Source organism: Streptococcus mitis (genome assembly GCF_965111725.1).
Lineage (GTDB): Bacteria > Bacillota > Bacilli > Lactobacillales > Streptococcaceae > Streptococcus > Streptococcus mitis_DV.
The window spans coordinates 375,442-399,542 of sequence record NZ_OZ217341.1 but is presented as its reverse complement, the minus strand read 5'-3'; the positions used below and the strand labels follow the sequence as shown (position 1 = coordinate 399,542).

General features: G+C 40.6%; 25 protein-coding genes, 1 pseudogene and 1 riboswitch. Of the genes and pseudogenes, 7 read left to right on the top strand and 19 right to left on the bottom strand.

What is annotated here, in order from left to right:
* Window positions 1-17: 17 nt before the first annotated feature.
* Together ACLV7Q_RS02120 and ACLV7Q_RS02115 are read right to left on the bottom strand one after the other, a co-directional pair.
* Complete coding sequence (locus tag ACLV7Q_RS02120) at window positions 18-653, bottom strand: DUF421 domain-containing protein (protein WP_000174448.1); 636 nt, start codon at window positions 651-653, stop codon at window positions 18-20.
* Window positions 650-1,105, bottom strand: a complete 456-nt coding sequence (locus ACLV7Q_RS02115) for a DUF3290 family protein (protein WP_218757373.1) — start codon at window positions 1,103-1,105, stop codon at window positions 650-652. Before ACLV7Q_RS02115 ends, ACLV7Q_RS02120 begins: the two co-directional genes overlap by 4 nt.
* Window positions 1,106-1,238: 133 nt before the next feature.
* Here ACLV7Q_RS02115 and ACLV7Q_RS02110 point away from each other — a divergent pair, with 133 nt between their 5' ends.
* The 4 genes from ACLV7Q_RS02110 (at window position 1,239) to ACLV7Q_RS02095 (ending at window position 4,870) form a co-directional block, all read left to right on the top strand.
* Window positions 1,239-2,066, top strand: coding sequence for an exodeoxyribonuclease III (locus tag ACLV7Q_RS02110; RefSeq protein ID WP_218757372.1), 828 nt, complete (start codon window positions 1,239-1,241; stop codon window positions 2,064-2,066).
* Window positions 2,067-2,077: 11 nt separating this feature from the next.
* On the top strand, window positions 2,078-2,464 hold the full coding sequence (locus ACLV7Q_RS02105; protein ID WP_218757371.1) for a bleomycin resistance protein: 387 nt from the start codon (window positions 2,078-2,080) through the stop codon (window positions 2,462-2,464).
* 339 nt (window positions 2,465-2,803) lie between these two features.
* A riboswitch (purine riboswitch) is annotated at window positions 2,804-2,899 on the top strand.
* Between the two features lie 127 nt (window positions 2,900-3,026).
* Window positions 3,027-3,608: a xanthine phosphoribosyltransferase gene (locus ACLV7Q_RS02100; protein ID WP_218757370.1), complete on the top strand. Its 582-nt coding sequence runs from the start codon at window positions 3,027-3,029 to the stop codon at window positions 3,606-3,608.
* Entirely contained in the window at window positions 3,608-4,870 is a 1,263-nt protein-coding gene (locus tag ACLV7Q_RS02095; protein WP_218757369.1) for a nucleobase:cation symporter-2 family protein, read from the top strand. Before ACLV7Q_RS02100 ends, ACLV7Q_RS02095 begins: the two co-directional genes overlap by 1 nt.
* A 46-nt stretch (window positions 4,871-4,916) precedes the next feature.
* On the opposite strand, the pseudogene ACLV7Q_RS02090 reads toward ACLV7Q_RS02095, so the two are convergent.
* From ACLV7Q_RS02090 to ACLV7Q_RS02060, 7 genes and pseudogenes are all read right to left on the bottom strand, one after another.
* Window positions 4,917-5,374 (bottom strand): annotated as a pseudogene (locus tag ACLV7Q_RS02090) (DpnD/PcfM family protein).
* 3 nt (window positions 5,375-5,377) lie between these two features.
* Window positions 5,378-6,037, bottom strand: coding sequence for an ABC transporter ATP-binding protein (locus tag ACLV7Q_RS02085; RefSeq protein WP_176139843.1), 660 nt, complete (start codon window positions 6,035-6,037; stop codon window positions 5,378-5,380).
* Window positions 6,038-6,041: 4 nt separating this feature from the next.
* Window positions 6,042-8,240, bottom strand: coding sequence for an ABC transporter permease (locus ACLV7Q_RS02080; RefSeq protein ID WP_218757367.1), 2,199 nt, complete (start codon window positions 8,238-8,240; stop codon window positions 6,042-6,044).
* A 6-nt stretch (window positions 8,241-8,246) separates the two neighbouring features.
* Window positions 8,247-8,543 carry a hypothetical protein gene (locus ACLV7Q_RS02075; protein WP_057487902.1) on the bottom strand — a complete coding sequence of 99 codons (297 nt, stop codon included), beginning with the start codon at window positions 8,541-8,543 and terminating at the stop codon, window positions 8,247-8,249.
* 508 nt (window positions 8,544-9,051) lie between these two features.
* Complete coding sequence (locus tag ACLV7Q_RS02070; protein WP_218757366.1) at window positions 9,052-9,456, bottom strand: PaaI family thioesterase; 405 nt, start codon at window positions 9,454-9,456, stop codon at window positions 9,052-9,054.
* 69 nt (window positions 9,457-9,525) lie between these two features.
* A complete protein-coding gene (locus ACLV7Q_RS02065) occupies window positions 9,526-11,007 on the bottom strand; it encodes a UDP-glucose--hexose-1-phosphate uridylyltransferase (protein ID WP_218757365.1) in 1,482 nt (493 codons plus the stop codon).
* An 18-nt stretch (window positions 11,008-11,025) separates the two neighbouring features.
* Window positions 11,026-12,204 carry a galactokinase gene (locus ACLV7Q_RS02060; protein ID WP_218757364.1) on the bottom strand — a complete coding sequence of 393 codons (1,179 nt, stop codon included), beginning with the start codon at window positions 12,202-12,204 and terminating at the stop codon, window positions 11,026-11,028.
* A 164-nt stretch (window positions 12,205-12,368) separates the two neighbouring features.
* Here ACLV7Q_RS02060 and galR point away from each other — a divergent pair, with 164 nt between their 5' ends.
* Window positions 12,369-13,370: a DNA-binding transcriptional regulator GalR gene (gene galR / locus ACLV7Q_RS02055; protein ID WP_218757363.1), complete on the top strand. Its 1,002-nt coding sequence runs from the start codon at window positions 12,369-12,371 to the stop codon at window positions 13,368-13,370.
* A 67-nt stretch (window positions 13,371-13,437) separates the two neighbouring features.
* Here galR and ACLV7Q_RS02050 read toward each other — a convergent pair whose 3' ends face one another.
* The 4 genes from ACLV7Q_RS02050 to ACLV7Q_RS02035 form a co-directional block, all read right to left on the bottom strand.
* Window positions 13,438-14,475, bottom strand: a complete 1,038-nt coding sequence (locus ACLV7Q_RS02050; protein WP_218757362.1) for a zinc-binding dehydrogenase — start codon at window positions 14,473-14,475, stop codon at window positions 13,438-13,440.
* 88 nt (window positions 14,476-14,563) lie between these two features.
* Entirely contained in the window at window positions 14,564-14,788 is a 225-nt protein-coding gene (locus ACLV7Q_RS02045; RefSeq protein WP_218757448.1) for a hypothetical protein, read from the bottom strand.
* Window positions 14,789-14,878: 90 nt separating this feature from the next.
* Entirely contained in the window at window positions 14,879-15,307 is a 429-nt protein-coding gene (locus ACLV7Q_RS02040; protein WP_225904704.1) for a carboxymuconolactone decarboxylase family protein, read from the bottom strand.
* A 197-nt stretch (window positions 15,308-15,504) separates the two neighbouring features.
* Window positions 15,505-16,350, bottom strand: a complete 846-nt coding sequence (locus ACLV7Q_RS02035; RefSeq protein ID WP_218757361.1) for an aldo/keto reductase — start codon at window positions 16,348-16,350, stop codon at window positions 15,505-15,507.
* Between the two features lie 114 nt (window positions 16,351-16,464).
* Here ACLV7Q_RS02035 and ACLV7Q_RS02030 point away from each other — a divergent pair, with 114 nt between their 5' ends.
* Window positions 16,465-17,295, top strand: a complete 831-nt coding sequence (locus ACLV7Q_RS02030; protein WP_218757360.1) for a LysR family transcriptional regulator — start codon at window positions 16,465-16,467, stop codon at window positions 17,293-17,295.
* Window positions 17,296-17,341: 46 nt separating this feature from the next.
* Here the strand turns inward: ACLV7Q_RS02030 and ACLV7Q_RS02025 are convergent, their stop codons facing one another.
* Window positions 17,342-18,244, bottom strand: coding sequence for a cation diffusion facilitator family transporter (locus ACLV7Q_RS02025; RefSeq protein WP_218757359.1), 903 nt, complete (start codon window positions 18,242-18,244; stop codon window positions 17,342-17,344).
* A 135-nt stretch (window positions 18,245-18,379) separates the two neighbouring features.
* On the opposite strand from ACLV7Q_RS02025, the gene ACLV7Q_RS02020 reads away from it, so the two are divergent.
* Window positions 18,380-18,913 carry a TetR/AcrR family transcriptional regulator gene (locus ACLV7Q_RS02020; protein ID WP_057487912.1) on the top strand — a complete coding sequence of 178 codons (534 nt, stop codon included), beginning with the start codon at window positions 18,380-18,382 and terminating at the stop codon, window positions 18,911-18,913.
* Between the two features lie 37 nt (window positions 18,914-18,950).
* Here the strand turns inward: ACLV7Q_RS02020 and ACLV7Q_RS02015 are convergent, their stop codons facing one another.
* From ACLV7Q_RS02015 to ACLV7Q_RS01995, 5 genes are all read right to left on the bottom strand, one after another.
* On the bottom strand, window positions 18,951-19,535 hold the full coding sequence (locus ACLV7Q_RS02015) for a TMEM175 family protein (RefSeq protein ID WP_057487913.1): 585 nt from the start codon (window positions 19,533-19,535) through the stop codon (window positions 18,951-18,953).
* Between the two features lie 409 nt (window positions 19,536-19,944).
* Window positions 19,945-20,736 (bottom strand): nicotinamide riboside transporter PnuC, encoded by a 792-nt coding sequence (pnuC, locus tag ACLV7Q_RS02010; RefSeq protein ID WP_218757440.1) that lies wholly within the window; start codon window positions 20,734-20,736, stop codon window positions 19,945-19,947.
* A 344-nt stretch (window positions 20,737-21,080) separates the two neighbouring features.
* On the bottom strand, window positions 21,081-22,601 hold the full coding sequence (locus ACLV7Q_RS02005; protein ID WP_218757358.1) for an ABC transporter permease/substrate-binding protein: 1,521 nt from the start codon (window positions 22,599-22,601) through the stop codon (window positions 21,081-21,083).
* Entirely contained in the window at window positions 22,594-23,322 is a 729-nt protein-coding gene (locus ACLV7Q_RS02000; RefSeq protein WP_218757357.1) for an ATP-binding cassette domain-containing protein, read from the bottom strand. Before ACLV7Q_RS02000 ends, ACLV7Q_RS02005 begins: the two co-directional genes overlap by 8 nt.
* A 13-nt stretch (window positions 23,323-23,335) precedes the next feature.
* Window positions 23,336-24,100, bottom strand: coding sequence for a nuclear transport factor 2 family protein (locus ACLV7Q_RS01995; protein WP_218757356.1), 765 nt, complete (start codon window positions 24,098-24,100; stop codon window positions 23,336-23,338).
* Between the last annotated feature and the right edge of the window lies 1 nt (window position 24,101).

Here is a 24,101-nt window from a genome sequence, read left to right as displayed (position 1 = left end):
GAGACCTCAGGTTTTTCTTATTCATAGGTTACGACTGTGACCGCACCCTTGTCATACTCAGCGATAAAGATATTGGCCACATTGTCATGCCCTTGTTTGCTGAGATTATCAAGCAACCACTCTTCGCTACGACCAATCGATTCCAAGACGTCTACTTGAATGACACCATCAGTCACAACTGGATACTTAGGATTTTCATCTCCCATTTGGACCACGATGAGTTGACCATTTTGCTCCTGCACAGCTCGTTTGACCTGTTTCATCTGGAAAATTCCTTGGCTACGAAGTTTGAGGGCAACATCTGCCGCAGACAAGCCAACTGAACGACAGGCTTCTGGGTCAATCTGCCCATTTTTGATGAGCAGAGTCGGTTTACCATCAATCAAGCGTTTCACAAAACGAACATTGTTATTGAGCCACTTGAGGGTCAAAACCAAAATCGTCCACATCATCAAAATCACTGCATATTGCAGAATACTGATTGAACTATTGTAAATCACCCCACCGATGATACCACCAAGAACATAGTTCTGAATTTGGTCTGTCGCAGAGTTAGGTGCTAGGTTCCCCTTTCCTGTCACATTGATAACAAAAACAAGCGAGAAGAGACCCAAGGCCAGTTTGATTAAAATTTCCATATAGTTGAGTGTCATTTGCTTACCTCCACCAATTCAATAGCGTCTGTTTGATGCAATTCTAATTTCTCTAAAAGATACTTGTCTGGTTGGCTCCCGTTCATGGCACGATAGAAATTTGAACCTACCTTGATAAGTGCTCCATCAGTGGTAGCTGAAGTATTAACGTAAACTTCTGATTTATCCACTCCCAAGTCTTTGGAAACGACCTCTATAAAATGAAGGGAGGTTTGAAATTGATTGTTAGAGGCTTGATTGGTCTGGTATTTTGAAATCGTCACCAAAAGCATGGCTACTAAAGTCAAGGCCAAAATCATGACCAATTCCCGAAACTTAGTCCCCTTTTTATCTCGATAAGCCTTAAAAGCAAAAAATCCTGTGATAGCTAGGAGCACAATCCCAAAGCCAATCATGATGCCATTTTGCTGACTGATTTGGCTAAGCACATAGTCATATGAGTAAAATTTCATTTATTTTCACTCCCTTTCATAAAATCATTCTTCATTATAAACGAAAGAGGGTGATTTTTCAAACCATACGTTGGGGAAATAGACCTTTTTTTGGTATAATAAAATCTATAATCTGAATGAAAAAGGTAACTTTATGAAACTTATCTCATGGAATATTGATTCCCTTAACGCAGCCCTAACTAGCGACTCAGCTCGTGCCAAATTATCCCAAGAAGTCCTACAAACCTTGGTCGCTGAAAATGCTGATATCATTGCTATCCAAGAAACCAAGCTTTCTGCCAAAGGGCCTACAAAGAAACACTTGGAAATTTTAGAAGAACTCTTCCCAGGCTACGAAAACACGTGGCGCTCTTCCCAAGAGCCTGCCCGTAAAGGCTATGCTGGAACCATGTTCCTTTATAAGAAAGAACTCACACCAACTATTTCCTTCCCAGAAATCGGTGCCCCTTCTACCATGGACTTGGAAGGCCGTATCATCACTCTAGAATTTGATGAATTTTTCGTGACCCAAGTTTACACACCAAATGCTGGCGATGGACTCAAACGCTTGGAAGAACGCCAAATCTGGGATGTCAAATATGCTGAGTACTTGGCTGAACTAGACAAAGAAAAACCAGTCCTTGCGACCGGTGACTATAACGTAGCCCACAATGAAATCGACCTTGCAAATCCTGCCAGCAACCGTCGTTCACCAGGATTTACCGACGAGGAACGTGCTGGATTTACCAACCTCTTGGCAACTGGATTTACCGACACCTTCCGCCATATTCATGGCGATGTTCCAGAACGCTACACTTGGTGGGCACAGCGCAGCAAAACTTCAAAAATCAACAATACAGGCTGGAGAATCGACTACTGGCTCACAAGTAACCGTGTAGCAGACAAGGTTACCAAGTCAGACATGATTGACTCAGGCGCACGCCAAGACCATACACCAATTGTCTTGGAGATTGATTTCTAAGGAGAAAACGAATGGATTATCAAGCTGTCATTCCTGAATTTGTAGTATCTGACATCGAAAAATCACGCCACTTCTACTGCGACCTGCTAGGATTCTCTGTCGAATACGATCGTCCAGAGGAGAAATTTCTCTTCCTCTCGCTTGAAGACTGCCAACTTATGCTAGAAGAAGGCAGCGCAGAAGAATTAGCCCAACTAACCTATCCTTTCGGGCGCGGTGTCAATGTTTCCTTTGGTATTGCAGATGTTCCTCAGCTCCACCAAAAACTGCTGGAAGCTGACTATCCTATCCATCGTCCCCTGACAAAAAGAGAATTTCGAGTAGGAGATAGCTTTATATATCCCCATGAATTTGCGATTTTGGATCCAGATGGCTATTTTTTAAGATTTAGCGAGTAGAATAATAAAGATTGGGAAAACGTCTTTAAAGTTAGAAAAAGGCATATTGGCAGATCTTGAAAAATCTTGATAATATGTCTTTTATGATGAAAAAATCTTCTAATACTCTTCGAAAATCAAATTCAAACCACGTCAGCGTCGCCTTACCGTACTCAAGTACAGCCTGCGGCTAGCTTCCTAGTTTGCTCTTTGATTTTCATTGAGTATAAATGTTAGTCAATAAGTTAATTCTTGCCCATTTTTATTATATTTGTTCGTTTTTCAAACCAAAACACTAACAAAACAGTTGATTTCTAAAGTTATTTAGTGTAAAATAAAAACATTGGCACAAGCCTATTTTAAATTGAATATCATTTTACTTGTTTATGTCGTGAATTGGCACGACGTTTCTACAAGGTGCCGGAACACCTAACAATAAGTAAGTCAGAGTGAGGTATGGCGTTTTTACCATGCCTATTTTGGGGACTTACTTAGAGATTAAGTAGGTCCTTTTTCTATCCGTTTTACTGGATAGAAATCTGAAACAAGCAAAAGGATTGGCTTTTAGACTTTAGGAGGTCTTATGAAACTATTAGAAGAGCGCATCCTCAAGGATGGGCATATCTTGGGTGACAACATCCTCAAGGTGGATTCCTTTTTAACCCACCAAGTTGACTTTAGCTTGATGCGAGAGATTGGTAAGGTTTTTGCAGAAAAATTTGCTTCTGCTGGTATTACCAAAGTCGTAACAATTGAAGCGTCGGGTATTGCCCCAGCCGTTCTTACAGCTGAAGCCTTAAACGTTCCCATGATTTTCGCCAAAAAAGCTAAGAACATCACTATGAACGAAGGAATCTTAACTGCAGAAGTCTACTCCTTTACCAAACAGGTAACAAGCACCGTTTCTATCGCAGGAAAATTCCTCTCACCAGAGGACAAGGTTTTGATTATCGACGATTTCCTTGCTAACGGCCAAGCTGCTAAAGGCTTGATTCAAATCATCGAACAAGCTGGTGCCACAGTCGAAGCTATCGGTATTGTGATTGAAAAATCCTTCCAAGATGGCCGTGATTTGCTTGAAAAAGCAGGCTACCCTGTTCTATCACTCGCTCGTTTGGATCGTTTTGAAAATGGTCAAGTCGTATTTAAGGAGGCAGATCTCTAATGCAAACTCAAGAAAAACATTCACAAGCAGCCGTTCTTGGCTTGCAGCACTTACTAGCCATGTACTCAGGATCCATCCTAGTTCCCATCATGATTGCGACAGCCCTTGGCTATTCAGCTGAGCAGTTGACCTACCTGATTTCTACAGATATCTTCATGTGTGGGGTGGCAACCTTCCTCCAACTCCAACTCAACAAATACTTTGGGATTGGACTTCCAGTCGTTCTTGGAGTTGCCTTCCAGTCGGTAGCTCCCTTGATTATGATTGGGCAAAGCCATGGAAGTGGCGCTATGTTTGGCGCCCTTATCGCATCTGGGATTTACGTGGTTCTTGTTTCAGGAATCTTCTCAAAAGTGGCCAATCTCTTCCCATCTATCGTAACAGGATCTGTTATCACAACAATTGGATTAACCTTGATTCCTGTCGCTATTGGAAATATGGGAAATAACGCTCCAGAACCAACTGGTCAAAGTCTCTTGCTTGCAGCTATTACTGTTTTGATTATCCTCTTGATTAACATCTTTACCAAAGGATTTATCAAGTCTATCTCCATTTTGATTGGTCTAGTTGTTGGAACAGCCATTGCTGCTAGCATGGGGTTAGTGGACTTCTCTCCTGTTGCGGCAGCACCACTTGTCCATGTCCCAACTCCACTCTACTTTGGGATGCCAACCTTTGAAATCTCATCTATTGTCATGATGTGTATCATCGCAACGGTGTCTATGGTTGAGTCTACTGGTGTTTATCTGGCCTTATCTGATATCACGAAAGACCCAATCGACAGCACGCGCCTGCGCAACGGTTACCGCGCAGAAGGCTTGGCCGTACTTCTCGGAGGTATCTTTAACACCTTCCCTTACACAGGATTTTCACAAAACGTTGGTTTGGTTAAATTGTCAGGCATCAAGACTCGCCTGCCAATCTACTACGCAGCTGGTTTCCTGGTTCTCCTTGGACTCCTTCCTAAGTTTGGCGCCCTTGCCCAAATCATTCCGAGCCCTGTCCTCGGTGGTGCTATGCTGGTGATGTTTGGTTTTGTATCTATTCAAGGGATGCAAATTCTCGCTCGTGTTGACTTTGCTAACAATGAACATAACTTCCTTATCGCAGCTGTTTCAATCGCTGCAGGTGTCGGTCTAAATAACAGTAATCTCTTTGTCAGCATGCCGACAGCCTTCCAAATGTTCTTCTCAAACGGAATCGTCGTAGCCAGCCTACTCGCCATTGTCCTCAATGCCGTATTAAATCATAAAAAGAAATAAGAAAAAGAGGTGTGAACCTCTTTTTTGTGTGACAAAATAAAAACATCTACTCATATATACTAGTCTCATAGTCCTGAAAATCATCTGCATCAAGAACAATTTCACAACTCTTATACTTTTCTCTTACAAGTCGTTCCGCTTCATACTTATCTTCAGCTTCTATACTCACTAGACGAGCTAGAGTTTCAGTAATTTCTATAGTACACTTTTTCATCTTAAGTTTCTCTCTAATAACTCACTTATTAGCAATAATCTATGTTTGGGACTTTCCAACCACTCTGGTAATTCATCTCCATATTCCCAGCTATATTTTTTATTCAATAAAGAAAGTTGTTTCCCATCACCAAATTCTATATTTTCAGATAAGCATCTCACACAATCAGAGTCTGATAAAGTATAGACCATCAAACTTAAGTTTTCATAATTACTCTCTGTTTCATAATCAGGCCAGATAACTTTTAAGAAATCATACACCTCTTCTGATGCAACAATATGTAGCAACACGTATCAGTTCAAATCTTTTAAGCGTTCTAAGTCAATAATTCTATCACATTGCTGAGCCTGATCCATATTATGCGTTACCAAAATAATCGTTTTCCCATACTCATCACGTAGCAGTTTCAGTAATTCAAAGGCTGTTTGAGCCATTTGTGGATCCAAGGAGCCAGTTGGCTCATCTGCTAGAATCAACTCTCCTGGCTTTAGAATAGCACGAGCGATAGCAATTCGCTGCTGTTCTCCACCTGATAACTCATTAATACGACTCTCCAAGAAAGATTCCATGTGAACTTTTGATAAAACTGTCTTTATTTTTTTATCTTTTTCTTTCTTAGTTAAATCAGTGTAATGAAGTGCTAGCATCAAATTATCACTAACACTTTCATTTGGAATCAGAGCATTAGATTGAAACAAGTAATTTAATACATTTCGACGGAGATGGGTTGCCTTTTTAGAGTTAACTTGTGGTAGAATCTCACCATCAATCGTGATTGTTCCCTCATCAACAGTTTCTAATAAGCCAATAAGGTTGAGTAACGTAGATTTTCCTGAACCGGATGGACCAATCAACGCAACAAATTCTCTATCCGAAATATCAAATGAAATATTCTCAATAACACGTTTTGCACCGTAATATTTCGATAACTGTCTGACTGAAATAGTTGGCATATTCTTACTCCTTAAATATATTTAAGATTTTCTGCTGTTCTTTCCGTAAAAGAAAACCATATAGAAGAACTGACTGCAAACATAGAGATAAAGCAGCGGACACTATACCCAATTTTGTTTTCAATAAGAAACTAATTAGTACCTCTATAATAGCAGAAACAATCACCAAAATCATAATTCCTTTATAACGTGCCCATAAACCAAATCCTAAGAAGTATTGCACTATTAACCGATCTTGATAAGCAATTCGATACATCAATACCAAAGCAATTAGTATTGAAGTTAAGCTAATCAATACAGCTAATATAAGGCTACCAAATAGATAAAAAGTATAACTCAACTCTTTCTGGCGTCCATCAATATATCGCCTAACTGGTGTAAATTGAATATCGTTATCCATAAGATCTGGAAAATGGGACGTTATCTCTTCCTTCACACGAGTCAGAATATTCTGATTACGTATTTTGAGATAACCATTGAAACCCGAAACAACAAGATTCGCACTCTCCTTAAAATAAAGATTTTCAGGACTAGCTACAAAAATAATCGGCTCCTTACTAGTTACCCCTTGTTGTAAATTTGTGGACCAAAGGAAAATATCTTTAGTTGTGGAATAGCTTTTATAAATGAATTGACGATTTTGTGTAAATGGTGTCTCCACATCCCCATCATAGACTTTGACACTTTCTTCTAAATATGCTCGCATACGTTGCTGTTCCTCAGTTGTATAACTATCTGGAATCAGATACAATCTGCTACCACTTCGTATCTCATTTAATTCTTCTTCAGAAAACTGAAAACCTAGTTCAGTTAAATAATTATAAGAATAAACTAGATACCAAAATGGTTTACTAGGTAGATTCTGATAAGCAGTCACGTTCGCCAAAAAATCTTGTCCGTAGTATTGACTATGAATTAAATAGACACCTTCATCATGACCTATTTTTGTATAAAGATGATACATACTTAATTCTAATGTATTACTCGTACCTGCCAGTGTTCCCAAGTCATCGCCTTCAGAAAAAGAATCAATTACTTGCATATTCTCAACACTTTTCCACGCCCTAGCAATATGGACATTATCCATAAAACGGTACAAAGGACCATCTAGGGCATAACTGGTAGCAATTAAGATACTGCTTAACGCAATGTAGGAACTAATACCTAAAATAGTCAATAGTCTACTTGGAAAACGTTTGTGAATAGCAGACAAAGCAGTCACTGAATAAACTATCAAACTAGGAATAATGAGAATAGTAGCTAAGGCCAACATTGAAAATACTATATGGCCCATGATAGGTATCAAAATATAGTATGAAACTTGGGACCAGCCTGTCAACCACCAAATACCTACAGCTAATATAGGTGTGCTAAGAACCGATGGATAAATAATAGGTTTAAATAATGCTAACCAAAATTCATTTCGACTCCATCCCAGTAGGGTGAGACTACCAAATTTTTCATAGGCCTGAAGAACAATTACAAGCAATAATATTAACAGTGTTAACATTGTAAATAACAGCAAACCTATGAGAACAAAAGGAACTAGACCATAATCACGACGACTACCAAATTTTTCCTGTAGAAAATTTTCCTCTGATAAGTCTGTGGCACTCGCAAACTGTTTGATAAATTCACTTTTGTCTGTTTCTGATTCTAAACCATTTACATGATAGATTCCCGTTAAAGTATTGGTTTTTTGATAAACTTGCTCTAATCGATCAATAACAATCGGAATAGTAAATAAAGGCCTCGGTAGCTCATTAAGCGTATCATGAGACGCCTCAGCAATTCCTATCGTTTTCTTACTATCCTCATGCTCTAGTAAGACCTTTAGCTGTGACTTAGTTAAAATATTTGAATGGTGAAAGTTAAAATCAGAAAAATAATCAGAATTTCCCATGGCATCTATATAATGTTTTTGTATACCATTGCCATTAGAATCTTGAATGATTCGATGAGTCCAAACGGCTAAATCACTTCTCTCATTTAAATAATGAAACGCTTTTTCTTGCTGAATTGGATTTAGCTTTTGAAGGTACAGCGTTATAGTTCGATTATTCTGGTTGTAGTGCTGCCATGTTTCTTGATAAGATACACCTGTAAAAAAAATTGCTGTCAGAGCAAATAATATACTCTGAACAGCAACCAAAAACAGGGCTAGGTATTTTAATTTTCCTAGAAAAATGTTTTTGTTAGTCATAGGCTATTACCCTCGACAATTCCAGTAACATTGTGCAGTGCCGCCTCCGATAAACGCAGTTGCAGAGGCCATTACTCCAGGATCTTGCCACCCAGAAGAAACACCATTCGCAGTTGCTGTATGCTCATAAACAGTTGATTGAACATTTGAATAACTAAATACAGCTGCTGTACGGCCATAGTCCCAATATACTGCACTACCTTTATAATATACAGTTGCTGCGGAAACCACTGAACTACCTATACCAAGTAGAGAGAGTCCAATCAGAGTAGTAGATGCAATTTTTTTCAATGTATTTTTCATGATTTTATCCCCAACTAATTTCTAAAAGATTTTCATCTTTGTCTAAAATTAAAAGTATAAACCAGTTACTTATCATATAACGCCTCTTAAATTCATATTATAATATCTGACGACAAAGTCTTGCTAAGAAATGCACCGTCCTTTACTATATAACAGAATAAAGAAGTATCCTATGCCAATTAAAAATCTCCGTTTTTATATCTGTTAGGTAAGTTGTAACTCATATCCTAGGCTCCTTTCTTAATTAAACTATTAAAACCATTTTTACTGAGCAACAAACACAAGTCCTGAATCAAAGCCCTGATTTTTAGCAGGAAAGTGACTTATTACCAAGACTGTTAATATCAAAGACAACAAACTTATAGCTAATAAGATTTTTCTTTTCATAGCTTTTTTTACTTTTTATTTTATGCTTTAATAATAACACAATTTGAAAGCGTTGTCAACAATTTTATAGTAAAATGAACCAAAAAAATGAGTGAGATAAATTTATCCCACTCACCTGTCTCTATATCCTCACCTGTCTGTCTTCTGACCGCTGGCCTGTGACAAACATGGTGAAGGTTGCTTTACAGACATTTCTGCCTTCTTGATTGGTAATGTCCACATCCACGACACAGGTTGTACGACCTTGATGGACGCATTCTCCTTTAATGGTCAGCACATCACCGAGTTTTCCTGCCTTGAGGTAGTTGATAGAGGATTGAAGCGTCACTGCGTCTAGTCCTAGCGAGATGAGCACCAAACCACTAATCTGGTCGCAAAGGGTAAAGAGATAGCCACCATGGGCATAGCCATAGTAGTTGAGCGACGAGTTCACTACTTTTGTCGTCACCACAACGTGACCATCTTTCATCTCTTTAATTTCATAATTTTCAAAAGCTGATATAGCATCAAAGTGAAAATCTTTCATCGTTTCCTCCTGATATTTCAAACGACACTATGATACTACTTTTTATAGGACTGTGCAAGGAGAAAGCTCTTAGTCTGGCAAAATTCCGACCTGCTCCACAAAGCGCATAAAGGCCGCCTGTCCTTGTTCCGTCTGCTTGTAGACTCCTGCATCCTCAAGTACACGCGCAAAGATAGCACCAACAGAGTCCTTGACGATTTCAAGGGCTTTTTCTTTATCTGTTATGTCTGGATATTGGGCTTTTAGTTGGTCGGCCCATTCCTGATGATAATCGGCAACTGTAACAGCTTCTCCTACAAGATAGCTAGCGACTTGCTCCACCTCTTCTTTCAGACGTGGTGGCAAGATTGCCAAGCCCATGACCTCAATCAAGCCGATATTTTCCTTCTTGATATGTTGGACATCCTTGTGAGGATGATAGATACCATCAGGATGTTCTGCAGAAGTCTGATTGTCCCGCAAGACCAAGTCCAACTCAAACTGGCCATCACGTTTACGGGCAATCGGTGTGATGGTATGATGCGGTGTTCCGTCTGTTTCTGCCAAAATCTGCACTGCAGGATCTGAATACTGACGCCATTCCTGCAAAATCTTGTCAGCTAAGTTGATCAAATCTTCTTTGGAATCCGAAGTCAAACGCAACACTGACATGGGCCACTTGACAATTCCAGCCTTGACCTGCTCAAAACCAGCAAATCGGAAGGTCTTTTGCAAGGGAGCCAATTCCATAGGAAATACGTGACGGCCTCCCTGATAGTGGTCATGAGTTAGAATAGAGCCACCCACAATCGGCAAGTCGGCATTAGAGCCAGCAAAATATCCTGGAAACTGCTCTACAATAGCCAGCAGACGCTCAAAGCTCTGACGACTAATGGCCATGGGACGATGCTGGCCATCTAAGAAAATACAATGCTCATTAAAGTAAGCATAGGGCGAATACTGAAAGCCCCACTCCTGACCAGCCATTTCAAAACGGATAATCCGGTGGTTGCTGCGAGCTGGGTGGTTGACCCGACCATGGTAGCCTTCATTTTCAATACAGAGCTGACACTGAGGATAATTACTAGCTTGCACCAACTTGGCTGCCGCAATCTCTTTGGGATCCTTTTCAGGCTTAGAGAGATTGATGGTAATTTCAAGTTCTCCATAATCAGACGGAACACGATAAGCGATATTTTTAGCAATAGCCTTGAGTTTGATGTAGTCATTCTTCTGACTGAGTTGGTAGAAATCCGCTATCGCTTGCTCAGGAGAGTAGGCATAGTTTTCCCAAAAGTCACGATTGACCTGACTCGGACAAGGAGTCACCAAGTCCATTAGTTCAGCACCAAGGATTTCACGTGCAGTCTGACTATCTTCAATCGTCTCTAATCGAACGGCTTCCTCAACCAACTGGTCCTTGAGGTCAATCAATTTATCCAGATTGGTCTCAACTTCCAAAACACCATCTCCCACTCGTGCCAAGACACGATTGGTCAGGTAGATTCGATCCATTTCCTCAAATGAACTTTCAGAAATGACATGTGTTACAAATTTATCTACTAAGGTCACTATAGAGCCTCCTTTTGACTAGTCAAGGACGCGAGTGCCACCTGCAACTTCAGCGATATAGAAGCTTGGAGCGTAGCCAACTACTTCCTCGTAGTGTTTGCCAACAGCTTCCTTAAAGGCATCAACAGCATCTTTTTGCACCAAAGCAATGGCACATCCGCCAAAACCTGCCCCTGTCATACGAGCACCGAGAACACCTTCTTGTGCCCAAGCTGTGTGAACAAGAGTATCCAATTCCAAACCAGTTACTTCATAATCATGCTCAAGGGAAACGTGTGACGCATTCATCAAACGACCAAATGTTTCCAAATCACCTTCTTGAAGGGCTGCTTGAGCTTTAAGGGTACGTTGGTTTTCAAGCACAGCATGGCGAGCACGTTTCAAACGATTTTCATCTTTAACCAGATAGCTGTATTGGTCAAAGGTCCACTCATCCAATTCACCCAAGGTCTGAATATCTAAGGCAACTTGCAATTCTTCCACTGCTTTTTCACACTCAGCACGACGTTCATTGTACTTAGAGTCAGCCAATTCACGGCGTTTATTGGTGTTCATGATAACAACGACATTGTCCTTCAAATCAAGTGGCACCAAGTCGTATTCTAAAGTATTGGTATCTAAGTAAATAGCACGTTGGTCAGCTCCCATACCAATAGCAAACTGATCCATGATACCAGAGTTGACTCCGATAAAGTTATTTTCTGTTTGTTTTCCGATTTTAACTAAATCGAGACGCTCTAATTTTAAATCAAAGAGATGCTCTGCCACAACCCCTGTCAAAAGTTCCAAGGATGCTGAAGAAGACAAACCAGCACCATTTGGGATATTCCCATAAACATAAAAATCAAAACCTTTGTCAATCTCATGCCCAGCTTCTTGCAAGAAATGAAGAACTCCTTTTGGATAATTGGTCCAGTTGTGCTCTTTTTCAAACTTGAGGTCGGCGAGAGGCACTTCGATAATGCCCTTGTCCTCAAAGTTAGCTGAGTAGAAACGTAAAACTTGGTCGTCACGCTTACGAGCTGCACCGTAAGTTCCCAAGGAAATAGCAGCAGGAAAAACGTGCCCACCGTTGTAGTCTGTGTGCTCACCAATCAAGTTGATACGACCTGGTGAAAAGAATGTTTGATCTGCTTCTTGACCAAAAACAGCAAGAAAGTCTTTGCGAAGGGCTTCAGCAGTAAGATGTTGTGTCATATGATTTCTCCTTTGACTGTCCGTTAAGTCACCTCAACGTGTAATCGTTTTCTTCTATTGTATACAAGGGATTTCCCAAGGTCAATCCTTTTTACTAAACTTTTACTAAAATGTCGGTAAAAGGCAGAAAAATATGATATACTAACCTTAAAGAAGGAGGATTTATGGCTACCTTAAAAGACATTGCACAGCTAGCCTCTGTCTCAATCGCGACCGTATCCCGTGTCCTCAATCGCGACCAGAGCCTATCTGTTACAGAAGAAACGAGACACCGTATTTTAACTGTTGCTGAAGAGCTGGGCTACACCAAACACCTCAAGACAGGCGAGTCCCACAAACCCAAGCAAAAGATTGCCATTATCCAATGGGTCAGCGAACAAGGGGAGCTGGACGACCTCTACTACTACCAGATTCGCCTAGGTATAGAAAAAAGAGCCCAAGAGTTGGACTATGATATCTTGCGCTATTTTAATGACCATCCTTTTACCCTAAGCGAGGAAGTGATTGGGATTCTCTGCATCGGAAAGTTTAGTCGAGCTCAGATTTCTGCCTTCGAAGAATACCAAAAACCTCTGGTATTTTTAGACAGCGATACACTTTCCCTGGGACATACCTGCATTATCACGGATTTTTACACTGCCATGAAACAGGTTGTCGATTATTTCCTCAGCCAAGGAATGGACCGTATCGGGATTCTAACAGGCCTTGAGGAGACAACTGACCAAGAAGAAATCATTGAGGATAAGCGGCTGGAAAATTTTAGGAACTACAGTCAAGCAAAGGGAATCTACCATAATGAACTGGTCTTTCAAGGAAATTTTACTGCCCAGTCTGGCTATGACTTGATGAAGGAGGCCATTCAGAGCTTAGGAGACCAACTCCCACCAGCATTTTTCGCAGCCAGCGATAGTTTAGCCATCGGTGCCCTCCGTGCCCTCCAAGAAGCTGGAATCAACCTGCCAGACCGTGTCAGCCTCATTTCCTTTAACGACACTAGTCTAACCAAGCAGGTCTATCCTCCCCTTTCTAGCATCACGGTTTATACTGAAGAAATGGGCCGAGCAGGTATGGATATTCTTAATAAGGAAGTACTCCACGGTCGCAAAATACCTAGCCTGACCATGTTGGGAACCAGACTGACTTTAAGAGAGAGTACTCTGCCATAACTCCACAAATTAAACATGACAAAAAATCCTAATAGAGAGTCTCAAATCTCCATTAGGATTTTCTTTTTTAGTCTATCACAATCATAGACTTAATGGTCTTACGTTCATCCATATCTTTATAAGCTTGATCAATATCTTCTAATTTATAGCTTGAAGTAAAGACACGTCCTGGGTTGATATCGCCATCAAGAACGGCTTTTAGTAATACTTGTTTGTCATAAGTTGTGACAGAAGCTGGACCACCGCCGATTATTGTATTTTGACCAAAGGTTGAGCCAATGGCACGATTCTCATAGTGCGGTACGCCAACAAAGCCCAAACGACCTCCATTATGGAGAACACCAAGAGCTTGATCAACCGCTGCTTCTGTTCCAACACATTCCAGAGCTGCATCTGCACCACCACCTAGAATCTCACGCACCTTGGCAATTCCTTCTTGACCACGTTCAGCTACAACAGCTGTCGCACCTGACTCCAGAGCCATCTTTTGACGATCTTCATGACGGCTCATAAAAATAATTTGCGACGCACCACGCATCTTAGCTGCGATGACAGCACATTGACCAACAGCCCCATCACCAATGACCACAACCTTATCCCCTTTTTGAACATTTGCAACACGCGCCGCATGATAGCCTGTTGGCATGACATCAGCAAGAGTCAATAGGGACTTGAGCATACCTTCGCTATAATCTGAAGGTTGACCAGGGATTTTAACCAGCGCCCAGTTTGCATAGTGGAAACGGATATACTCAGCCTGGACACCACCAGACCAGTTATTACCTGGGTGATTATCACACGAACCATCAAAACCAGCACGGCAAGCATTACACTGACCACAACCATGTGTGAAAGGGGCAATGACAAAGTCACCTGGTTTCACCGTCGTAATGGCTTCCCCAGCTTCTTCAACAATCCCAATCGCTTCGTGTCCACTATTTTTGTGTCCAGCTTTCGTTTCTGGATTACGGTACCTCCATAAATCTGAACCACAAACGCACGCACGAACCACACGAATAATCACATCATCGGCTTCTATTATTTGCGGACGTTCAATGCTAGCAAGTCCAACCTGGCCTGCCTTTGTATATACTGCTGATTTCATTACTTCTTCCTCTTTCTAAACCCTAATCATAATATACATTTTTTATTGATAGGTGGCAAGTTCTTTCACTTATTTTATTGCTGTGCCTTCAGGTAATTATCATCTGATAGGGCTTCATGCCACTATGTGTTTGTTTTTCCCCTGGAATCTTAAATGCTAAATGAGAGAACCAAGAATCTTGACTAGCTCCATGCCAATGTTTAACATCGGCAGGAATCGTAACTGGATCTCCAGGAAGAAGTTTAACAGCTTTTTCCCCAAAATTCTTGGTAATATCCCACACCCCCAACACAGATGAGCATTTGTCTGCCACCTTTTTCTGCAGTGTAAGTATGCCAATGATTACGACATCCTGGCTCAAAAGTTACATTAAAAATTGGGAAGCCCTCATTTGCAATAGGCGCTAAATAAGATTGACCGATGAAATATTTTTATATTCCGTATTTTCGTGACCTATTGGAAACAAAATAGAAGCTTGATAGACCTCTTTACTACTTTCATCAGCTACATCTATTTTCCAAATTTCCTTAGCAAGATTAAAAACTGCCCAAGCTTTAGACCATCCTGAGTAGAAAACTACATGAGTGATAATCGCTGCAATTTCTTTTTGTGATACACCATTTTTCTTTGCATTTTCAAGGTGATTAACTAAAGATTGATCGGTTATCCCAGAGGACATCAATGCGACAATTGTAACAATCGTTCTTGTTTTCAAATCAATATCTTGATTGTTCCAATTTTCTCCAAAAAGGATATCATCATTAAAATGAGCAAATTCTGGTGCAAAATCCCCAAGAAAATCCCGTCCTGCAGTTTGTTTCATCTCAGACATTTTTTCTCCTTTCCTTAATCTCTAATAATATATAATTTTTCGCTTAACAGTATTATTCAATCTGAAACACAAACTAAACAATAGCTATAAAAATATCATCCTTTAAAATTAGTTAAGTATGGAGTAAAGGCCATAAAGCCACTAAAAATGATTAAAAATGATAAATGTGTTTTTCTATTTTTGTCATGTATATTCTTTTACTTATTGACAATGGTCATGAAAAATTCTGCTGTTTCTGGATCCTGATGATCGAAGAAAAGCGATTTCTCTTGGTCCAACCCTTCAATGTTCTTCATTTCTTCTTCCGTCAATTCGAAATCAAACACATTGAAATTCTCTTGCATGCGTTCCTTACGGACGGATTTTGGAATGACCACCACATTACTTTGAAGAAGGAAACGAAGGGCAACCTGCGCTACGGACTTGCCATATTTTTCTCCAATTTCCTTCAAGAGAGGCGTGTTAAAGAAATCATTGCGTCCTTCCGCAAAAGGTCCCCAAGACTCGATTTGGCACTTGTATTTTTCCAAATACTTCTTAGCCACTTTTTGTTGCTGGAAGATATGGGTTTCAATCTGGTTGACAGCCGGTTTGATCTCTACGAAATGCTGCAAATCAATAAAACGCTCCGGTGAAAAGTTAGAGACCCCGATAGCACGGACCTTGCCAGCTTTATAGGCTTCTTCCATGGCTCTGTAAGTTCCGTAGTAATCTCCAAATGGTTGGTGAATAAGCAAAAGATCAATATAGTCTGTTTGCAATTTTTGCAAGGATTCTTCAATGGAAGCCTTGGCCTTTTCATAGCCCGCATTAGAAATCCAAATTTTGGTGGTGATGAAGAATTCTTCCCGAGGAAGACCCGATTCTTTGATAGCTTGGCCGACCCCTTCTTCATTTTGATAAGACTGAGCAGTATCAAAAGAGCGATACCCAACTTCGATAGCATCCCGAACTGCTTTCTTGGTTTCATCGATTGGTGTTTGGAAAACCCCAAATCCTAATTGAGGCATTTTAACATTGTTATTTAAAGTTTTGTAAAGCATTTTGTTATCTCCTTATTTCTCTTGATGGTTCTAGTTTACATCTGATCAAGAATTTTGTACACTATCAATAAAGGAATCTACTTTTCATAAAACGAAAACTAAAAGGAGCCTGCTATGTTAAACCTCGAAGAACTCGAACAACTCGTCGCTTTTAAGGAGTTAGGAACCCTCTCCAAAGTTGCTGAACAATTCCTGATTTCCACTCCTTCCCTCTCTCGTTCCATGCAACATCTAGAGGAAGACTTTGGTGTCACCCTCTTTGAACGCAGTGTCAATCGGATTTCACTGAATGAAACAGGGGAGCGGGCTGTCCAAGTAGCTAGACGTATTTTGGAAACAAGCCAACAAGGCATTCAAGAAGTGAGAGATTTCGACCAAAGTCTCAAGACTATTACAGTAATCTCTGTTGCTCCAGCTCCCCTCTGGAATCTCCTCCCAATATTAACCAGTCTTTATCCTGACAAACAAATCAAACATAAGATTTGTTCAACAAGCCAAGCGCTTGAAGCTATTGATGAAAATACCACGGATATAGCTGTCTTGCCCTTTTCTTTTGAGGGACACTCGATTGACTCTCTACCTTATCTCAATGAAAGTCTGGACATCGTTGTCCCTTTAAACCACGCCTTGGCTAAAGAAACTTCTATCAGCTTTTCAGATATTGATGGCTACAACTTTCTTTTGATGAATCAGATTGGTTTTTGGAATGACCTAGTCCAAGAGAAAATGCCTGCTTCTAAATTCCTCGTTCAATCCAGCCGTTTTGAATTTGAAGAATTAGCTAACAACTCCACCCTGCCTCGCTTTGCGACCAATCTTAGTAAAGATAGAGAAACACTTCAAACAGAACGAGTCATCATTCCTCTGTCTGATCCAGAGGCACATATGACCTACTATTTAGTCTCCCTCAACCCAGATATTCATTTAGCGGAATTCATTAAATAAGACAAAACTCCTAGGGAAACACTCTTCTCTAGGAGTCATTTTGTATTTAATGGTGATGAGCATTCTCATGATTTCTATTCGCTTCTAGCTCTCCCATATTGCGTTTATGGGCTCGGTGAATCTCCAGATCTTCATCGACCTCAATGGTGACATTTTGAAAGCCACAATCTTTGAGTAAGTCCCGAATAGATTCTTTACAAGTTTCCATATGCTCCATCTCTTTTAAACAAACATGGACAATGGCATTTTTTTCCAAACCATCCATAGTCCAGAGATTAAGTTGATTGATACTAGCGACATGATCCAATTCTGCTAAATCCGTCTTGATTTTCTGGATATCTACTCCTTCTGGCACTGCATCGAGGAATATCTTGAGCGTGCTCCAAAAACGTGGAAGGGCTTTTGACAGAATAAAGAAGGAAATAGCAAGAGACAAGAGCGGATCCAAGATATACCAATCGGTAAATCGAAGAACAATGGCCATCAGGATGACAGCCACCCAACCCAAGGTATCTTCCAGAAAGTGCAGGCTGAGAATGGATTCATTCTTGGTTTGTCCTTTGCGAATGACGAGACTCGCTAGCACATTGATAATAATCGCAATAATTCCTAACCAGAGAATCCCCTCATCATTGACCGATTGTGGATGAAAGATTTTCGCTATATTTTCCAAAATGACCAAAACGGACCCTGTCATAAGAATCACAGCCGTTACCATGGCCCCTAAAAGGCTAAAACGCTTGTAGCCCAAGGTATAGTGGCTGTCTTCTTCACGATTGGAGATACTTTCCAAAAAGGCTGAGATCCCAATAGCAATCGCATCTCCCAAGTCATGCACCGAGTCAGCAAGAACTGCACTGGACCCAAACACTCCACCAGCGATAAACTCGACAATGGCATAAGTCAAATTTAAGAAAAAAGCTAGCCAAACAGTATATTTTGCCTTCATATTTCTCATTCCTTTGGTATAATAGTCTTATGAACACCTTGTTCATTCTTATTATCCCCCACCACTCAAAGAAAGGATAGAAGCAGTTAGTTCAGTTCGTACGATTCTGAACATTTTGTTTCAAATGTACATCAAGTGAAAAAAGATCGCCGTATCAATAAGACAAAAAAAGCTATCTATCAAGCATTCTTACAGCTACTAAATTCTAAAAGATACGAAACCATTACCGTTCAAGAAATTATCGACTTGGCAGACGTTGGTCGTTCAACCTTTTACAGTCATTATGAAAGTAAGGAGTTACTTCTAGATGAACTCTGTCGATACCTTTTCCACCACCTCTTTGAACGTGAAAAGCATCTCTCAACAGAGGATTATTTGGCGCATATCTTTTTGCATTTTAAGAAAAATCAAGACCATATTACCAGTCTTCTCTTATCAAAAAACGACTACTTTCTCCGCCAACTGCAAAAAGAGCTCAAACATCATGTCTACCCGATGGTCGTCCAAGACTTGCAAACAGTTCATCCCAAGATTCCGTCATCCTATCTTCAACACTTTGTCGTCAGCCATTTCATTGAAACCCTCAGCTGGTGGTTGAAAAAAGGCAAGTCCTACTCCGAACAAGAAGTGATCCAGTTTTATTTGGAAATCCTACATGTCTATAATTAAACAGAAAAACGAGTCCAAAAGGGCTCGTTTTGACTTTTTATGGATTAAATTGTTTAGGAATGACAATAAAAATGAGAGTCAGCAAGACTGAAATACCAACTCCTGCGGGGAAAATCGTCAGGGACAAGATTAATCCAAGAATCTTAATGCCAATGTCCCAGGTCAACCATTTTTGGCGATCTGCATTCAACCCATACATTTCTGCGCCATCATTTACCTCCTCAAGCGTGCGATAATACCATAAGACTGAAAAAGTAATCAGTAGGACGATGACTCCGTAAAAGGCCTGCATAGTCCCATTCGTAAAATGAGTCGCTATGAGCTGTGTCGCATAGGGAAAGAGGGAAGAGAAAAAAAGCATAACAATGGTAGCCCAAACCGTTTTTTGACTGATTTTTTGAATAAGGTGGGAGGCGGCGTGAATATTGGCCCACATAGCTCCTAGCCAAAAGAAAGAGATGGCGTAGGCGAGAAAATTTGTTCGAAGCTCCCATAATCCTTGTACATCAAATGTCTTCGGTTTTTCCAACTCAAGCACCAAGATAGTCATAACGATGGCTAAAACTGCATCTATAAAAGCCCCCAAACGTTCTTTTTCCATGATTTGCGGTTGTTTATTCATTTTCCAATCCTTTCAACTCTCACTATACTTCGTTAATAAGTGATCGTTTATTTCTATGCTACAGTATAGCATGTTTTGATAAAAAATTAAACTCGGAAGAGCAAAATAGATTTGATTCATATCCTCCAAGTGTATCACTTCATTTAACAATTAGGAAATCGGCTTCTCCTTATCGGAAGTGGCCTTGCGACCTTATCTCTCATCCTCTACTTCCTTTTACCGCTTGTTGCACTATCTCTTTAGCTGGTTGGCTGTGGGGTGATTTGCTACGGAGCCTATGGGAATGACAAACAGAAAGAAAACCAACATATATCGCACCACATCATTCATATAACGAGAGCTATTATCATTACGGTATTATTCATTTTGCTCTAACACAAAAAAGGATCATCCGATCCTTTTTTACTTTTTAAGCACTCTTTGCAGCCTTGCTCCATTGATACCAACCAACTAGACTGTTAATGAGATAAATTAGATATTTCCCTTGAATTTGCAGGCTTTCTCCCCACCAGAGATAGATTGAAAAGACATTGGTAGCTGCCCAGAATATCCACTGTTCACGGTAAACAGCTGTCATGAGAATTTGCCCTACCCCATTGGTCGCATCTGTGATGGAATCACGATAGGGACGATTGGCACCAATAGACTGATAAATAAATCCAAAGGCCAACCACCAAAGAACACTAATGGAAAGATACTTTGTCCAGCCCTTGCCGTCCAGTTCACGTGCAACAAACTCCTGCTTTTCTTTCTTAAACTGTGCCTGATAAATCCAAACTAGAAGTCCAATCGGTTGCATGACTGTGAAGTAAAGTGTCGTCAGCACCTCACCATAAAAGCCTTTCTGTAGGGCCAAAATAAGGTAAATAACAGAGTTAATCAAGCCAAAAAGATAATTACTTGCCCGACCTTCCGATACAAAGATAACACAGATAATCCCAGTTAGGCTACAAATCATCCCAATCCAGTCAACAATACGGTGTTCATAAATCAATTCTAGCCAGAGAGGAAAACTTCCTAAAACCAGCAAATACAGCCACTGGGCAAAGCTACGACTGGCAAAGAGGTCATCCCAGATAGCCTTCATAGTCCCTGAAAATCCTAAATCAGCCATAGCCGCAACCATACGACGGTAACCACCTGACATTTCACCTAGAGTTGTTTTGATATTTTCAATTTTCTTTTGCAAATAAGTATGCATCATTTCTCCTTTTGTTTTTAAAGAGCCGTGTCTGGATAGACTTTCGGACGCAACGCTCTATTAGATAACGAACTGTCTATACACAAGATTTCCAGCCTTAGTCGACATGAGCTGAAAATCCTTATTTGTTAAGCAGTTCACAACACATTATACACCTATTTTATGAATATCCAAGTATCTTTACAGTAAAATTTTAGAAATTCCTGAAAATTTTCTCTTTCTTTCCATTTTAAGTGACATTCAGTAATTCTCACATCAAAAAAGCCCAGACGACATTGTCTGAGCGTTCTTTTATCTAGTCGTTTAACCAAGTTGAGTTCAGTTTGCTTAAAGTCTCTGCCACATCATTTCTTCAACAAACCTTGTTCTTGGAGAAACTCCTTGGCTACTTGTTCTGCTGACTTGCCTTCAACACCGACTTGGTAGTTGAGCTGGCTCATCTGGCTTTCAGTAATTTTACCAGCCAATTTATTGAGAACTGTTTCCAACTCTGGATGTTTCTTGAGAAGAGCTTCTTTCATCAGTGGAGCCCCTTGATAAGGTGGGAAGAGTTGTTTGTCATCTTCCAATACCTGTAAATCATAACGTGCCAATTCCGCATCAGTCGAATAAGCGTCCGTGATTTGAATATCGCCTGACTGAATTGCCTGATAGCGAAGAGCTGGTTCCATGGTCGCCACATTGAGATTGAGACCATACATTGACTGCAAGCCCTTATTTCCATCCTCACGGTCATTAAACTCGAGAGTAAAGCCTGCCTTCAACTGTCCTTCTACTTTTTTCAAGTCCGAAATGGTCTTCAAGCCATATTCTTGAGCAATCTTTTTCGGAACAGCTACAGCGTAGGTATTTTGATAAGACATGGGTTTGAGATAGGCTAGATGATCCTGTTTGGCAATGCCATCACGCGCCACATTATAAACCTGCTCTGGCTCATGACTCACCTTGGGTGATGGTTGAAGCAAACTTTCAGTCACCGTACCAGTAAATTCAGGATAGATATCAATATCGCCTTTTTTCAGTGCTTCATAGAGAAAGCTTGTTTTCCCAAAATTCGGTTTAACAGTAGCAGTCATGCTGGTATTTTCTTCAATCAGCAACTTATACATATTGGCCAAAATTTCTGGTTCTGGACCCAATTTCCCAGCAATAACCAAGTTTTCTTTCTCTTTTTGAGCCAAAAGGGCTGGACTATAAGATAGACCGAGCAATATGGTTACCAAGGCAAAACCAGAAAAAATCGTCCGCAATTTTGCTTTTTCCATCACTTTTAGTAGGAAGTTAAAGGCAATAGCCAGCACTCCTGAAGAAAGTGCCCCAATCAAAATTAGACTGGCATTATTACGGTCAATTCCCAAAAGGATAAAGGAACCCAGTCCCCCTGCACCAATCAAGGCAGCCAAGGTTGCTGTACCGATAATCAAGACCGCTGCCGTCCGAATCCCAGACATCATAACAGGCATAGCAAGTGGAATTTCAAACTTCTTGAGTCGCTCCCACCTAGTCATCCCAAAGGCAATCCCAGCCTCTTGCAGACTCGGATCAATTCCCTTCAGCCCAGTGATAGTATTTTGCAAAATCGGAAAAATCGCATAGATCACTAATGCTGTCAAAGCAGGCAAGGTTCCAATTCCCATCAAGGGGATAAAGAGTCCTAACAAGGCCAGAGACGGGATGGTCTGGAAAATCCCTGCAATCTGTAAGACCCAATCCGCTAACTTCTCATGATAGCGAAGAGAAACAGCCAAAGGAATCGCTATAAAGATGGCCAGCAACAAGGTCAAAAGTGATAACTGCAAATGTTGAGATAGAGCTGTCAACCAATCACTAAAACGATCCTGAAAAGTTGCAATTAAATTAGTCATGAGCACTACCTCCAAACAAGTCTGCTACAAAGTCTGTTGCAGGAGCTTTTAAAATGGTCTCGGGATTCGCCACCTGACGAATCTCTCCATCCTGCAAGACAGCAATACGGTCCGCCAATTTCAGAGCTTCATCCGTATCATGGGTTACAAAAATAGTTGTCATCCCAAACTCTTTATGCAATTCTTTCGTCAGAACCTGTAACTGTTTTCTCGAAATAGCATCAAGAGCCGAAAAAGGTTCATCCATGAGGAGAATCTTAGGCTGACCAATCATAGCACGAACAATTCCGACCCGTTGCTGTTCTCCACCAGATAATTCACTAGGCAAACGATGCCCATACTCGGCTACTGGTAAACCAACCTTAGCCAAAAGCTCTTCAGTTTTCTGAGCAATTTCTTCCTTAGTCCAGCCCTTCATTTCAGGAATCAGGGCAATATTTTCTGCAACCGTTAGATTGGGAAAGAGAGCAATGGCCTGTAAAACATAACCAGTAGACAGACGAAGCTCCCGCTCGTCATAGTCTTTGATGCGCTTGCCATCCATATAAATATTTCCATCAGTCGGTTCCAAGAGATGGTTAATCATCTTAATCATGGTCGTCTTACCGGATCCAGAAGGTCCAACTAAAACCATAAATTCCCCATTCTCAATCCGTAAATTGACATCTCTCAAAACATCTTTTTCTGTGTAGCGTAAAGCTACATTTTTGTATTCAATCATTCTGTATCCTCATTTAAAACTTCCCTCGATTGGTCAAGTCTTCTACCTTAGGCATGACTTCCTTATTGTCCCAATGCTCCACAATTTTCCCGTTCTCTAAACGGAAGATATCGTACTGGGCATAAGCAACTCCATCAATCTGAGTCTGACCATAGCTAACCACATAATTTCCTTGTCCTAAGAGTTGGAAAACAAAGTCAAAAGTGACACTATATTCAGCCACATAGTTTTTATAAGCAGCACTTCCTTGTCCAATCTCATGATTATGCTGAATCAAATCGTCTGCCACATAATCACTCCACTGCTCTAGCTCCCCATTTTGGAAATTTTCTGTCAAGAAACGGCGAACCAGCTTTTTATTTTCTGCTTTCTTATCCAAATCCTTGATTTCAAAATCTCCAAAAATTTGATCTAGTTGGTCATTTTCAGGTGTTCGATAGTAGTCAATGACATCCCAATGCTCAACAATACGACCATTCTCATCCGCACGGAAAGTATCCGTCGTCACCCATTGAGCTTCTCCACCATTCAGATATTGATGAACATGAACAAAGACCAGATTGCCATCCTCAATGGTGCGGACAATCTTAATCTGACGCTCTGGATGACGCTCAAAGAAATCTGCAAAGAAGGCTGCAAATCCGTCTTTCCCGTCAGGAACACCTGTCGAATGTTGGATATAGGTATCCCCTACAGACTGGGCTTGAGCCTCAGCAACTCGTCCGTCTTGAATGGCATGGATGTATAGGTTGTGAGCATTTTTCACTTGTTGTGACATA